At 65.9% G+C, this 14,573-nt stretch carries 11 protein-coding genes; 9 read left to right on the forward strand and 2 right to left on the reverse strand.

All coding sequences use genetic code 11. The annotated features are described in order from the left end of the window. Window positions 1-8: 8 nt before the first annotated feature. Together CFB49_RS16720 and CFB49_RS16725 are read right to left on the reverse strand one after the other, a co-directional pair. Window positions 9-1,397 (reverse strand): ATP-binding protein, encoded by a 1,389-nt coding sequence (locus CFB49_RS16720; protein ID WP_089491779.1) that lies wholly within the window; start codon window positions 1,395-1,397, stop codon window positions 9-11. Window positions 1,398-1,488: 91 nt separating this feature from the next. After that, window positions 1,489-1,713, reverse strand: coding sequence for a cysteine-rich CWC family protein (locus CFB49_RS16725; protein WP_069618208.1), 225 nt, complete (start codon window positions 1,711-1,713; stop codon window positions 1,489-1,491). A 293-nt stretch (window positions 1,714-2,006) separates the two neighbouring features. Here CFB49_RS16725 and argB point away from each other — a divergent pair, with 293 nt between their 5' ends. From argB to CFB49_RS16775, 9 genes are all read left to right on the forward strand, one after another. After that, a complete protein-coding gene (gene argB / locus CFB49_RS16735; RefSeq protein ID WP_006490510.1) occupies window positions 2,007-2,906 on the forward strand; it encodes an acetylglutamate kinase in 900 nt (299 codons plus the stop codon). Then, on the forward strand, window positions 2,903-3,694 hold the full coding sequence (locus tag CFB49_RS16740) for a pyrimidine 5'-nucleotidase (protein WP_069618209.1): 792 nt from the start codon (window positions 2,903-2,905) through the stop codon (window positions 3,692-3,694). The genes argB and CFB49_RS16740 overlap by 4 nt, the downstream gene beginning before the upstream one ends. Further along, window positions 3,661-4,326, forward strand: coding sequence for a nucleoid occlusion factor SlmA (gene slmA / locus CFB49_RS16745; protein WP_089435765.1), 666 nt, complete (start codon window positions 3,661-3,663; stop codon window positions 4,324-4,326). Before CFB49_RS16740 ends, slmA begins: the two co-directional genes overlap by 34 nt. Window positions 4,327-4,922: 596 nt before the next feature. Continuing rightward, a complete protein-coding gene (locus CFB49_RS16750; protein ID WP_089435766.1) occupies window positions 4,923-5,465 on the forward strand; it encodes a fimbrial protein in 543 nt (180 codons plus the stop codon). Between the two features lie 104 nt (window positions 5,466-5,569). Beyond that, entirely contained in the window at window positions 5,570-6,334 is a 765-nt protein-coding gene (locus CFB49_RS16755) for a fimbrial biogenesis chaperone (protein ID WP_089435767.1), read from the forward strand. A gap of 114 nt (window positions 6,335-6,448) precedes the next feature. Beyond that, window positions 6,449-9,157 (forward strand): fimbria/pilus outer membrane usher protein, encoded by a 2,709-nt coding sequence (locus CFB49_RS16760; protein ID WP_249190668.1) that lies wholly within the window; start codon window positions 6,449-6,451, stop codon window positions 9,155-9,157. Between the two features lie 41 nt (window positions 9,158-9,198). After that, the gene (locus CFB49_RS16765; RefSeq protein ID WP_179234908.1) at window positions 9,199-10,239 is read left to right on the forward strand and encodes a fimbrial protein; all 1,041 of its coding nucleotides are present in this window, start codon (window positions 9,199-9,201) and stop codon (window positions 10,237-10,239) included. Between the two features lie 250 nt (window positions 10,240-10,489). Continuing rightward, a complete protein-coding gene (locus tag CFB49_RS16770) occupies window positions 10,490-11,032 on the forward strand; it encodes a fimbrial protein (RefSeq protein ID WP_089491781.1) in 543 nt (180 codons plus the stop codon). Between the two features lie 515 nt (window positions 11,033-11,547). Next, the gene (locus tag CFB49_RS16775) at window positions 11,548-14,397 is read left to right on the forward strand and encodes an autotransporter family protein (RefSeq protein WP_249190667.1); all 2,850 of its coding nucleotides are present in this window, start codon (window positions 11,548-11,550) and stop codon (window positions 14,395-14,397) included. The last annotated feature ends 176 nt before the right edge of the window (window positions 14,398-14,573 follow it).

A 14,573-nucleotide genomic window follows, 5' to 3' on the forward strand; every position in this document is an offset into this window, starting at 1 on the left:
TTCTCCGTCTACGTGTTGGTTGAGGCCGCCGGCAGCGCGACCCGCACGACCGGCAGGCGCAGCACGGCCCGCGTGCCGGCTGGCCGTTCGGCGGCATGTGCACCCGTGCGCGAACCCGCGCGTTGTCCCGATGCGGCCGCTGCGTGGCCATTCGCCGCACCGCCGGCCCGGCCGTTGCCGCCCGCCGTGCGCGGCGCGACGTCGGACAGTTCGATCTCGCCACCCAGCCGCGCGGCCGCGCTGAACGCCAGATACAGGCCGACGCCGTGCCCGCCCTGCGTGCTGTCGACCGGCATCGCGCCGAGCGATTCGCGCAGCGCGGCCGGAATACCGGGCCCGTCGTCGCATACCTCGAATTCGATTTCGTCGGCCGTGCCGCCATGCGCGACCTTCGCGGCGAGCGTCACGCGCTGCGGGCTCGCGCGCGCGGCGTTGTCGAGCAGGATCGTCAGGATCTGGCCGGCCGCGACCGTATCGTCGAGCGCGACGCCGGCCGGGCGCGCGCCGAGCAGCTCGAACTGTACGTGCGGATGCCGCAGGCGCCAGTGCTCGACGAACGTGTCGAGCCAGTCGTCCACCGGCTGGCGGCTCGCCGGCGCGCTCGCGCGGCTGCGCAGGCGCGCGAGCGCCGACGTACACAGCGACATCTGTTCCTCGAGCACCTTCAGGTCGGCCTCGTAGCGTGCGAGCCCCGGATCGGCGCGCGCCGCGTCGCGCAACTCCTCGGCGAGCATCGCGATCGTCGACAGCGGCGTGCCCATTTCATGCGCGACGGTGGCGGCCTGCACGCCGAGCGCGACGGCCCGCTCGTCGCGCAGCAGATGCTGCTGCGCCTCGCCGAGCGCCGCGTCGCGCTGGCGCAGCGCGTTCGACATGCGCGCGACGAACCACGCGATCAGCCCGACGCTGACCATGAAGTTCGCCCACATGCCGGTACGGTAGTAATCGAACAGGTTCGCCGGGTTGTCCATGTTGAGCGGCACCGAGTCGAAGCCGAGCGCCGCGTAGCAGGCGACCGCAAACGCCGCGAGCCAGATCATCAGGTGCCACGGCAGCACCGCCGCCGCGATCGCGAGCGACGGCAGGTACAGCGACACGAACGGGTTGGTCGTCCCGCCCGACAGGAACAGCAGCGCGGACAGCGCGCCGAGGTCGACCCACAGCTGGCCGAGCAGCTCGAAATTGGTCTCGGGCCGCGCACGCAGCACGCGTACCCAGGTCAGCGCGTTGAAAACGATCTCGAGCGCGATGACCATCAGCATCGCCGGCAACGGCAGGTGCACGCCGAAATAGGTCTGCACGACGCCGATCGTCACGAGCTGGCCGATGATCGCGAGATTGCGGAGCCAGAACAGGTGACTGAGGTTGACGCGGCCGGTGGTGGTGATTCGTTGCATCCGGGCAGTTTACCCGTTTAGCGCCCGGCGCCTCCAGCGGGGCCGGATCCGTGCGCACGAACAACCCACGCGCGTGCATGGCGCAACACCGTCAACCGGCCGCGCCGCCCATGCGCTGCGCGATCTCGTCGGCCAGGCACTCGGGGCATCGGCACCGCGCGCCGGCCGCGGGCGGCGTACCGCCGGGCGGCACCGGCATCGACGCGCACCAGCAGTCGAACGGCTGCGTGCCGGCACCGCAGTCGAAGCCGCGCCCGCAGTGCGGGCAACGCGCGCGGCGCGGAGCCGAACGGGCGTCGGCGGCGGAATCGGTCATGGCGCAATCGCGGAAACGGGCGGGACATCGCCCCACGCGACAAGCATAGCGCGGCGCAGGGATTTTGCACGCCGGCCACACGGCCGAGGTGCGGCGCAAACACGCGCGCGCCCGCCCGTCGGCGGCACCCGCACGGTGCCGCCCGAATCGCGCCACGCCATAGCCGGCGGGCCGCCGCGTGCGATGCCGCGTCGCGCCGACCGTGTTCCGCCCGGCCCAAAAACCCGATGCTGCGCTGCGCCACTCCTGTACAATTCGGCCTGTTTCAACCGTTCCCAGCCAGAGCCGCCGCCATGTCCGAGCCCATCGACCTCTCGCAGATCGCCCCCACGCTGAAAGCAGAAATCCTCGCGGAGGCGCTGCCGTACATCCGCCGTTACCACGGCAAGACCGTGGTCATCAAATACGGCGGCAACGCGATGACGGAAGAGCGGCTCAAGCAGGGCTTCGCGCGCGACGTGATCCTGCTGAAACTGGTCGGCATCAACCCGGTGATCGTCCACGGCGGCGGTCCGCAGATCGATCACGCGCTGAAGAAGATCGGCAAGGCCGGCACCTTCATCCAGGGCATGCGCGTCACCGACGAAGAGACGATGGAAGTCGTCGAATGGGTGCTGGGCGGCGAAGTGCAGCAGGACATCGTGATGCTGATCAACCACTTCGGCGGCCACGCGGTGGGCCTGACGGGCAAGGACGGCGGCCTGATCCACGCGCGCAAGCTGCTGATGCCGGACCGCGACAACCCGGGCCAGTACATCGACATCGGCCAGGTCGGCGAAGTCGAGGCGATCAACCCGGCGGTCGTGAAGGCGCTGCAGGACGACGCGTTCATCCCGGTAATCTCGCCGATCGGCTTCGGCGAGGACGGCCTGTCGTACAACATCAACGCGGATCTGGTCGCGGGCAAGCTCGCCACGGTACTGAACGCCGAGAAGCTGCTGATGATGACCAACATCCCCGGCGTGATGGACAAGGACGGCAACCTGCTGACCGACCTGTCCGCCCGCGAGATCGACGCGCTGTTCGAGGACGGCACGATCTCCGGCGGCATGCTGCCGAAGATCTCGTCGGCGCTCGACGCCGCGAAGAGCGGCGTGAAGTCGGTGCACATCGTCGACGGCCGGATCGAGCATTCGGTGCTGCTGGAAATCCTGACCGAGCAGCCGTTCGGCACGATGATCCGCTCGCATTGAGCGCGCGCCGCAAACCCTCCAGCCCCGACCTGCCGGCGTCGCTGCGACGCCGGCGCATCTCCCGCAGCCGGCCGCGCGCCGGCTCGCCCGTCTGGCTGTTCGATCTCGACAACACGCTGCACCACGCATCGCACGCGATCTTTCCGGAGATCAACCGCGCGATGACGCAATACATCATCGACACGCTGCAGGTCGAGCGCGCCGAAGCCGACCGCCTGCGCACCGGCTACACGCAGCGCTACGGCGCCGCACTCCTCGGCCTCACGCGCCATCACCCGATCGATCCGCACGACTTCCTGCGCGTGGTCCACACGTTCGCCGATCTTCCCGCGATGGTGCGCGCCGAGCGCGGCCTCGCGCACATCATCGCCGCGCTGCCGGGCCGCAAGTTCGTGCTGACCAATGCGCCCGAGAACTATGCGCGCGCGGTTCTGCGCGAATTACGCATCGAGCGGCTGTTCGAACGCGTGATCGCGATCGAGCACATGCGCGACCGCCGCACGTGGCGCGCGAAGCCCGATCACACGATGCTGCGCCGTACGCTGCGCGCCGTGCATGCCCGTGCGTCCGACGCGATCCTCGTCGAGGATACGCTCGGCCACCTGAAGCGCTACAAGCGCCTCGGCATCGGCACGGTGTGGATCACCGGCCACCTGCCCGGCCACCTGCCAGGCACCGGACGCCCACTTTATGTCGACCAGCGCATTCGTTCGTTAAAATCGCTGCGACTGGGCACACGATCGGGGCGACAAAAATGCAGCCGACTTACCCGCAGGACCAAGCCGTAACCGAAGGCCAGACCACACCTGCTCGCCCGCGCCCGAAGCCGGGCGAGCGCCGCGTGATGATCCTGCAGACCCTCGCGACGATGCTCGAGGCCCCGAAACCCGAGAAAATCACGACGGCCGCGCTCGCGGCCCGGCTCGACGTGTCGGAAGCCGCGCTGTACCGGCACTTCACCAGCAAGGCGAAGATGTACGAAGGGCTGATCGAGTTCATCGAGCAGGCGCTGTTCGGGCTCGTCAACCAGATCGTCGCGAAGGAGCCGAACGGCGTGCTGCAGGCCCGCACGATCGCGCTGACGATGCTCAATTTCGCCGCGAAGAACCCGGGCATGACGCGCGTGCTGACCGGCGAGGCGCTGGTCGGCGAGGACGAGCGGCTGACCGAGCGCGTGAACCAATTGCTCGACCGGATCGAGGCAACCGTCAAGCAGTGCCTGCGGGTCGCGCGCACCGAGGCGAATGCGCCGCAGGGCGGCGCGACGCCGTTCGTGCTGCCTGCCGACTACGATCCCGGCGCCCGCGCGAGCCTGCTCGTCAGCTATGTGATCGGCCGGTGGCACCGCTTCGCGAAAGGCGGGTTCCAGAAGCCGCCGGGCGAGCAGGCCGATGCGCATTTGCGGCTGATCCTGCAGTGATGCGCGGCGCGCACGCGTAAATCGACGCACGATCCGGCTCATCCGCGTAACGGCCGCCCACCACCGAATCACGCGCCATTTCCGGTTCGAGTGGCCCGGTGCAGGCCACGCCCATCCACGCGCACTTTGCCCGGGCATCGTCTGCCCTTGTGACGATCGACACGGCAGACGAACGAACCGATGCAGCCACACACATGAACGGGCCCCACTCATGATCAGGACGCCTTTTCATTAACATGCACCTGTGGTACCCGCTCACGGTCACATTTCGTCAGCATCCGCCGCCACTCGCTCGGGCGTTCGCAACGCCCCTCTCAGCGCCACAGCATCCCCCTCCGCTCCGACTGCATCCGCGCTCAGCGACGATGAGCACCGAGTTCGTATGCCTGACGTTTTTTAAAAGAAATTAGTACTTGAACTAGTAAAAACCCAATCGCATTAGTAATCGTCCCATTCCTTTAAATCCCTTAGAAATCGACAATATCGCCTGTTTCCTGCCGCCGCTTCAGTTCGTTTCGACGACGTCGACAGACAGCGTTCAGGAAACGTCAGTGCGTCGTCATTCGACGCAGGACTCCTTACTAACAGGTACTTTCATGTCCAAAAAAGCACTTCCCATTCTGATGGCGACAGCAGGTCTCCTGGCCGTTGCTTCGTCGGCCCAGGCAGCCGACGGCACGATCACGATCACCGGCGAGATCACCGCCCAGACCTGCAACATTTCGGGCGACGGCGGCGGCAAGGACTTCACCGTCACGCTGCCCAACGTGTCGACGTCGGCGCTGAGCGCGCCTGGCTCGACGGCCGGCCGCAAACCGTTCCGCATCGCCCTGTCGAACTGCTCGCCGAACTCGGGCAACGCATCGGTGTACTTCGAGCCGGGCACGACCGTCAACGCGCAGACGGGTCAACTGTTCAACGCAACGGGTGACGCGAAGAACGTCGAGGTCGGCCTGCTGAACAAGGACGGCTCGAACATCAAGCTCGGCGCGGCCCAGGCTCAGCAGAACTCGCAGGTCGTTCCGATCTCGGGCGGCGCGGCAACGCTCGATTACTACGCGCAGTACGTCGCAACCGGCGGTTCTGCCACGGCCGGCACGGTCGGCACGTCGGTCATGTATTCGGTCTCGTACCAGTAATCCGGTGTCGCGATCGGCGGCCCGGGCCCGCGAAGTCATGGCGGCGCACGGGCCGCCTCCGGCCGACGGTATGTGATCTGTCTATCTACAAGGAGAAATCGGCGATGGGGATGTCTATCAACTGGCGCTCGAGCGTGGGCGCCGCGGCGCTGGTCGCGTCGCTGTCCGGCATGGGCGCGGCGGACGCGAGCGTGGTCATCAGCGGGACGCGCGTGATCTATCCGGAAAAGGAGCGCGAAGTCACGGTCAAGTTGACCAACAATGGCGACCGGCCGTCGCTCGTGCAGGCCTGGGTGGACGACGGCAACGCAAACGCGCTGCCTGACGATTCGAAGGTGCCGTTCACGCTGACGCCGCCTTTGTTCCGCCTCGATCCGAACAAAGGCCAGAGCCTGAGGCTGATCTATACGAAGGAGCCGCTCGCGCAGGACAAGGAAACGCTCTACTGGCTCAACGTCCTCGACGTTCCGCCGCAGGCCACCGACGATCCGGACGCCCCCAACCTGCTGCAGCTCGCATTCCGTTCGCGCATCAAGCTGTTCTTCCGTCCTGCCGCGCTGCGAGGCGTGGCTGACGAGTCCGCGGAGAAGGTGACCTGGAACTTCGCCCCGAAGGTCGACGGTGGTTATGCATTGCAGGCGAAGAACCCGACGCCTTTCCACGTGACGTTCACCAAGCTGACCGTCAAGTCCGGCGGCGCAACGTGGAGCAACGACAAGGGCGGCATGGTCAAGCCCGGCGCCACCGAACAGTTCGACGTCGGCAACGTGCCGTCGCTGCCGGGCGGACCGATCGAGGTCGACTACACGTTCCTCAACGACTACGGCGGCGGCGTCGAAGGCAGCTACGCGCCAAGAAAAGCGCACTGACGCCACTCACCCCTCCCTGATTCAACTCTCGCTGGCCCGCCGACGCGGCAATCGCATCGGCGCAGGCAATCCGTCGTTCGCATCATGAAGATGCGGCATTAATACATCTGATTCATGCGAACAACTTATCAACGCCGAACACTCGAGGCACCGGCGCGCTTCCCGCTCAAGCCGGGATATCTGCTCGTCATGGCGGCGCTCGGCAACTGGGCAGCCGACACGCTCGCCGCACCGGCGGACGGTTTCGACGTCGCGCAGGTTCAGTTCAACGACACGCTGATGATGAAGCCGCGCGGTCAGCGACTCGACCTCGATCGTTTCTCGAAAGGCAATCCGGTTCCGGCGGGCGACTATCTGGTCGATCTCTACGTCAACGGCACGTGGAACGGCCGTTCGACGGTACGCTTCAGCGCGGCCCAGGGCGCGGACACCGCGACGCCATGCTTCGATCGCGCGCTCGTGACCCGGCTGGGCCTCGACGATCAGGCGCTGACCGACACCGGACGCGCCGAACTGGCCCGCGTGTTGGCAGGAGCATGCACGGACGTCGACAAGCTGGTCGCCGACGCGACGGTCGAATTCGACATGTCGGAACTGCGCCTGAACGTGAGCGTCCCGCAAGCGGCGCTGCTGCGCAATCCGCGCGGCTACGTGAGCCCGGAACTGTGGGACGACGGCGTACCGAGCGCGACGCTCAAGTACAACGCGAACGCGTACCGCAACGCGTCGTCAGGTTACGCAAGCACGCAGGCGTACGTGGGGCTGAATGCGGGTGTGAACGTCGGGAACTGGCATTTCCGGCACAACGGCTCCTATGCGTCGCAATCGCAGGGCGAGAACCGCTATCAAGCGCTGAACACGTACGTTCAACGCGACCTGCCCGCCTGGCGCAGCCAGTTGAAGATCGGTGAGACGTACACCGACGGCACGCTGTTCAACAGCGTGGGCATGCGCGGCGTCACGCTCGAGACCGACGATCGCATGCTGCCCGATTCGATGCGCGGCTATGCGCCGATGATTCGCGGCGTCGCAACCAGCAACGCGCACGTCACGGTTGCGCAGAACGGCGCCGTGCTGTACGAAACGAACGTCGCGCCGGGGCCGTTCGAAATCAACGATCTGTACGCAACGGGTTACGGCGGCAACCTGCTCGTCACCGTCACCGAGGCCGACGGCAAAAAGCACAGCTTCACCGTGCCGTATGCGGCTGTCGCGCAGTCGCTGCGCCCTGGCGTCTCCCGCTTCGGCGTCGCGCTCGGACAGTTGCGCGAGCCGCAGTTCGATCGTCATCCGAACTTTGCCCAGGCTACGTATCAGCGCGGCATCAGCAACCTGATGACGGGTTACGTCGGCGCGATCGTCGCGGAAAACTATCTGGCCGGGCTGGTCGGCGCGGCGTTCAACACGCCGCTCGGCGCGCTCGCCGTCGACGTCACGCACGCCAGCGCCCGCATCCCGGGCGTGTCGGCGACGAGCGGGCAGAGCGTGCGCGTGAGCTACAGCAAGTCCGTGGAGGCGACCGGCACGAACATCGCGGTCGCCGCGTATCGCTACTCGTCCCGCGGCTACTGGGAGCTGCGCGACGCGATGTACGCCCGCGAGCGGGCGGCTGCCGGCGCGGATCCGAACGACGCGTACCGGCAACGCAACCAGGTTCAGCTGACGTTGAACCAGACGCTCGGTGAAGGGCGCGGCAGCCTGTTCGCGGTGGGCTCGACGTCCAGTTACTGGAATCGCAAGGGCACGACGACGCAGTTCCAGGTCGGCTACAACAACAGCCTGCGGATCGGCGGCCTCAACCTGAGCTACAACCTGTCCGTTTCGCGGCAGCGCGACGGCTACACGGGCCGCCTGAACAACCAGATGTACGCAAACGTGACCATTCCACTCGGCCGGCGGTCGTACGCGCCGACACTGTCCGCGAGCGTCGCGCACGACAGCCACGGCGGTGCGACCGGGCAAATGTCGCTCACCGGTTCTGTCGGGAAGTCCAATGCCTTCTCGTATGGGGTGAACGTCAACACTGGCAGGAGTGCGACGTCCGGCGGCGGCAATGCCCAGTACCGCAGCCCGTATGCGACGCTCTCCGGCAGCGCGAGCGGCGGCAGCGGCTACTCGAGCGTGTCCGTCGGCGTGTCGGGCGCGGTCGTCGGCCATGCGGGCGGCCTCACGCTCGCGAATGATCTCGGCGAAACCGCCGCGATCATCGAGGCAAAGGACGCCATCGGCGCACGCATCACGAACGGCACGGACATCCGGATCGACCGGCGCGGCTATGCGGTGCTCCCGTACCTGACGCCCTACCAGATGAACACGATCGAACTCGACCCGAAGGGCATCCCGACCGACGTCGAAATGCTGTCGACCAGCCAGCAGGTCGCGCCGCGGGCGAATTCGGTGGTCAAGCTGAAGTTCGAGACGGTGACCGGCCGCCCCGTGCTGATGACGATGCGTCAGCCGGACGGCACGCCGGTGCCGTTCGGCAGCACCGTTGCCGATGCGCAGGGCAAGACCGTCGGTGTGTCCGGGCAGGGCGGCATGTTGTTCGCCCGCGGCCTGAGCGAAACCGGCGTGCTGACCGCGAAATGGGGCAATCGTGCAACCGAGGTCTGCTCGCTTAACTACCGCTTGCCGACCAAGCACGACAAGGCCGAAGTGTACGCGCGTGTCGATGCGATATGCGCACGCACCATGCCGGCGAATGCGCGCCCGCAAGACGCTGCCGAAAAAGATGCGCGTCAGCATTTCACCGATTCCAATCAAGCCGGCATCACTCCGGCCAGCTCGATCGATGACTCGCGTCTGAGCGCCGCCTTTCAATGAATCGAATTCAATCCAGATTTCGATAAATGGAACATGAAAACATGAAATTTAAATATCTGCTTATTTTCATGCTTTACACCACAACCCTATTGAAATCAAACCCCAGCCTTGCACAAGCTAGTGGTTATTGCACCTACCCCGGTGGAAACAACACCGGAGATTACGTTCGCCATTACAGTTTCGGCAATGTACTTGTCTCCTACGACACCCCGAATGGTGCCGTTCTTGCGACAGCAACAGTGGATCGGCCGATGAGCTATAAATGCAATGCCAACCCGAACCCGCCCGGAGGATATGAGGCCATGGCGATGGTCTCCATAAAGGAATCTAGTATCCCCGGAGTCGCATCCGTTGCTGTAGGAAACAACTACAAAGGATTAGGGTTGCGTATCAGCAATGCTGAGACTGGAGCGATCATCAGCCCCGGCGGAAACCGCCTGCCTTTCGCGCCGCCCAACCCGACGACCAAACCGATTGAGGGCACAGTGCCACTCAAAATCGAATTGATAAAGGTCGACGACAATATATATAACTCATCGCTCCCGAAGAATGCCACCGCGCCACTTAGTATCTATATACTAAGTCGACCTGATGGTAAATACGGCGCGGCCCAATGGAACCTAACCTGGAAAGAGCCCGTCGGCAAACTTATCGTCATGCCTAACACCTGCACGGTCACCACACCGTCGGTCGACGTGAAACTACCGCCCGTCGCGGCAAGCCAACTGAATACCGTCGGCATGACCGCAGGCGATGCGGGATTCAATATCGGGCTGAATTGCAAATCCGGCTCGAACGTTTACGTGACACTGACCGATTTGACCGACCAGGGCAATACCGGCAATCAATTGACCCTCACGCCCGATTCGTCGGCGAAAGGCGTGAAGCTTCGCATCCTGAGAAACGGGCAGCCCGTCGGTTACGGTCCGGATTCCATCGCCATTGGCAATACCAACCAATGGCTGGTCGGGCCGTCCGCGACAACGACCAGCATTCCGCTGTCCGCGCAGTACATCGCGACCGGGCCGGTATCCGGCGGAAAGGTCAAGGGTGTCGCGACGTTTACGATGAGCTACCAGTGAGCGTTCTGCGCTCGATAGCTCAGTGATTCGATAGCGCGCCGGTCGCCAGGCAATCGCAAACGGCAGGTCTGCTAAGTCGGTCATCGCTCGATCGATGACCGCAACAAACTTCTGTTTTGCAGTCCTATTGGATTGCATCGGAAGGTCATTGACGGACGAAGTCGGGTGTCACCCGTACGGCCGGTTACGGCATGCGGACGGCTCGACGGCGGAGTCCGTTTTTACATCTCCTAGTACTAGAGGAATTGACATGAAACTCGCATTCTCCAGCATCGCCGCTCTCACCGTCGCTGCCGCGGCAGCACTGCCGGCCGTGTCGCACGCCGCGGACGGCACGATCACCATCAACGGCAAGATCGGCACGCAGACCTGCACGATCGACGGCAACGGCACCGGCGGCAAGGACTTCACCGTCGCGCTGCCGAAGGTGTCCACGTCGTCGCTTGCCACGGGCGGAGCGACGGCCGGCCGCACGCCGTTCAAGATCGGCCTGAAGAACTGCTCGCCGTCGACGGGCAACGTCTACACGCACTTCGAGCCGGGCACCACGGTCAACTCGACGACCGGCCAGTTGCTCAACGCATCGGGCACCGCGAAGAACGTCGAGATCGGCCTGCTCAACGGTGATACGAGCAATATCGGGGTCGGCAAGGCCGATGAAAACTCGAAGGCGGTCGCGCTGTCGAACGGCACCGCGGAGCTCCCGTACTACGCGCAATACGTCGCAACGGGTGGCGCTGCTGGCCAGGGGACGGTGAATACGTCGGTGATGTACTCGATCATGTACCAGTAAGAAACGGCGAACCGGCGCGCGTCCCGCGCGCCGGTTCGTTGCCGGGCGCGCGGCAGGATGCGCGCCCCGGCTTGCCGATGGCTGCCGTACGCACACAGTCGCTCGGCGGCCGTCCATTCGCGCCCGGACAAGTTCGGCACTCGCGCGAACCGCACCGCGCACCATTCGTTTTGCCCTCCCCCTCCAATTGGCTGGAACATGCACGCCGGATCGCGTGCGGCCGTTCAGTACACCATCCGCTCGCGTCGAATACCCCGAAGGCAATCACGGCCGATCGAATCACGCGCGTCGAAAAATCCCCGCATTTCGGCGTGTTCCGTGCCGGACGCGAAGCAACCGCCAAAATTCGAACTCGTCCAATTTAAAAATATCCTTCGCGAGATCACATTACCTTATTCAGGAGAAGTCAAGGTGATCAGGTGAACTGCAGTCATTTTTCTTTTTCTCATGCACGCATCGGCCGGCGTGTCCTGCATTCCGCACTGCTCGCCAGCGCGGCGATGCCGTGGGCGTCAATGGCACAAGTCGTCGGCGGCGGACCACAACTAGCGGACGGCATCGCGCTCGAGGTCGCCCCCGGCGACTATTCGACAACCGCATCCGGCACGGCCGTACTTTCCGCCGTCAACGGCGGCACGCTGACGACCCTCGGCAAGACCCGCGTGTTCACGACCGGCAACGTCACGGCCGGCGCGTCCGCGTGGGGTACCGGGTCGCGCGTCGCGCTGCGCGATACGGAAATCCGTACGCGCGGCGACTCGAGCGCAGGCATCGATCTTCGTCACGGCGGCGGCGCAGCCGCCGAGCGCATCTCCATCGATACCGACGGCGACTACGCGCACGGCGCATACATCGACGGCGCCAACGGGCGGCTATCGCTCTCCGACAGCGTGATCGTGACACGCGGCAAGGAGGCGTCGGGCATCGCGACGATCCTGGTTCCGGGCGGCACTCTCGACGTGACCGACACGCTGATCCGCACCAGCGGCCTGTTCGGCACCGGCCTGTCCCTCAGCTACGGCGGCATTCTGGCCACGCTGAAGCGCACCGATATCCGCACGGATGGCGAGTATGCGTCGGTGCTGTACATGCCGGGCGCATCTACCGTCACCTTCAGCGACTCGCATCTCGAAACAAGCGGATACGCGGCGCTCGGCGTGGATACCCGCGAGGGCAGCGTCAGGCTCGAACGCACGCGCGTCGTTACGCACGGCATCAGTTCGCACGGGCTTTACGCGTCGAAGGAGTACGCCGACACGCCCGTCATCGACGCCACCGATACGCAGGTGACGACCGACGGCAAGGGCGCGATCGGCGCCGTCGCCCGGCTCGGCGGCGAGGTCGCGATGACACGCGGCGGCATCGTGACGAGCGGCGAACGCGCGCGCGGCGTGCTGTCGGCCGGCGCAGGCTCCGTCGCCTCGCTCACCGATACGAGCGTCGAAACGCACGGCGCCGAAGCCACCGCGTTGTACGCGAGTGTCGGCGGCACGGTCGATCTGCTGCGCAGCGACGCCCGCACGACCGGCGCCGACGCGTATGGGGCGGCCGTCCATGGCGGCACGCTGACGATCGACGACGGCACGCTCGTCAGCGAGCGCCATGGCGCGATCGACGCATCCGATGCGACGGTCACGCTGAAAAACGGCACGCGCGCGATCGGCGGCAACGGCAAGCTGCTGTCCGTCCATGCCGAGTCGGGTGCGCAGGTACGCCTGATGCTCGACGAGCGCTCCCATGCCGCAGGCGACATCGTCAACCACCCGACCGACGACGGCAGTCCGACGCACGGGGTGACGGACGTCGCGCTCACGAACGCGTCCGCGTGGACGGGCGCGACCGACGCGGTTCGCACGCTGTCGCTGAACACGAACAGTCTCTGGACCGTCACCGCGGATTCGTCGGTCGGCTCCGTCGCGCTGAACGATTCGACGATCGCATTCGACGCGCCGGCGGCCCGTGGCGCGCCGACACCGCGCACGCTCGTGGTGACGGGCGACTATGCGGCCCGCAACGGCAAGCTCGTCCTCCATACGACGCTGCAGGACGACGCATCGCCCACCGACCGCCTCGTGATCGACGGCGGCCACGCATCGGGCGACACCGGCATCGTCGTGAAACGCGCGGGCGGCGACGGCGCGGCGACGACCGTCGGCATCCCGCTCGTCGAAACTCGCAACGGCGGCACGACCGATGCATCGGCATTCACGCTCGATGCGGCATCGGACGGCTACCGGAACGGCTTCGGTACGTTGTCGGCAGGCGGCTACGATTACATGCTCAAACGTGGCGGCGATGGCGGGCAGGCGGAAGACTGGTATCTCGTCTCCGCGGCAAAGCCACTGCCGCCGGTCCAGCCCGATCCGCCGATCGTGCCGGAAGTCGTCCCCCCTCCGCCGCGCACCGCCGCACCGGAACCCGACGCGTATCTGGCAAACGCAGACGCCGCAGCGACGATGGCGATTCATTCGCTGCATCAGCGTGACGATCGTTCGCTACGCGCCGAAGCAACCGGCCCGCTGGACGGCGCCGTGTGGCTGCGCGCCGAGGGCCAGATAACGTCGATGTCCGGCGGCAACCGCAGCGTGTCGGGCAATGGCCGCCTGATTCACGCGGGCGCCGACCTGCTCCGCTTCGATGACGGTCGCGGCGGCAGCGTGCGCATCGGTGCGATGGGGATGTACGGCAGCCAGACGAACTGGTCGACACGCCCGCTGTGGAATGCGCTCGAGGGCCGGACGATGGACGCCACCGCACGCGGCAGCGTCTCCGGCTACAACGTCGGTCTGTACGGCACGTGGTACGGCAACCGCGACATCCTGACCGGCCCCTACGTCGACGCGTGGTTCATGTACGGCGCCTATGCGAACACGGTCGGCGGCAGCCTCGCGGCCGATTCGTACCGGTCGCGCACCGTGACCGGTTCGATCGAGACCGGCTATTCACTCGGGTTCTACGAGCGGGGCGACACGCGGTTCTTCGTCGAGCCCGAAGCGCAGCTCGTCGTGTCCGACTATCGCGCGGACGCGCACGGCACCGCTGGCGGCCGCCTCGACGACCAGGGCTCGACCGACGTGCTCACCCGCCTGGGCGTACGCGTGCATGGCGTGACCGCGATGCCGCATGGCCGCGAACTCCGGCCGTTCATCGAGGCGAACTGGTGGCACGGCCCGGGTTCGCGCTCGCTGACGCTCGACCGCAATGCGTTCTCGCTCAGCGTGCCGCGCGACCGCGCGGCGGTCCGGCTCGGCGCGACCGGCCAGTTGAGTCGGCAATTCTCGGTATCGGCAAGCCTCGGCGTGGAAGGAAATCTGTCCGACTACACGGTGGTAACGGGACAGTTCTCGGCCAAATACCGCTGGTAACGCCGCTCGCGGCCGGGGGCGCGAAATTCGCGCTCCCGCGGAATTCCGCTATACTCCTTCGATCTGTCGCCCCCACGGGCGGCAGGTCGGAAGCGCGCCGATTTGCTGACTCGATTGCGGGCGCGCGAACCGGCCGGGGCGTGGATGTGCGGCCCGGCGGTTCACTACAAATGCGG

This window comes from Burkholderia sp. AU17457 (genome assembly GCF_002223255.1).
Lineage (GTDB): Bacteria > Pseudomonadota > Gammaproteobacteria > Burkholderiales > Burkholderiaceae > Burkholderia > Burkholderia sola.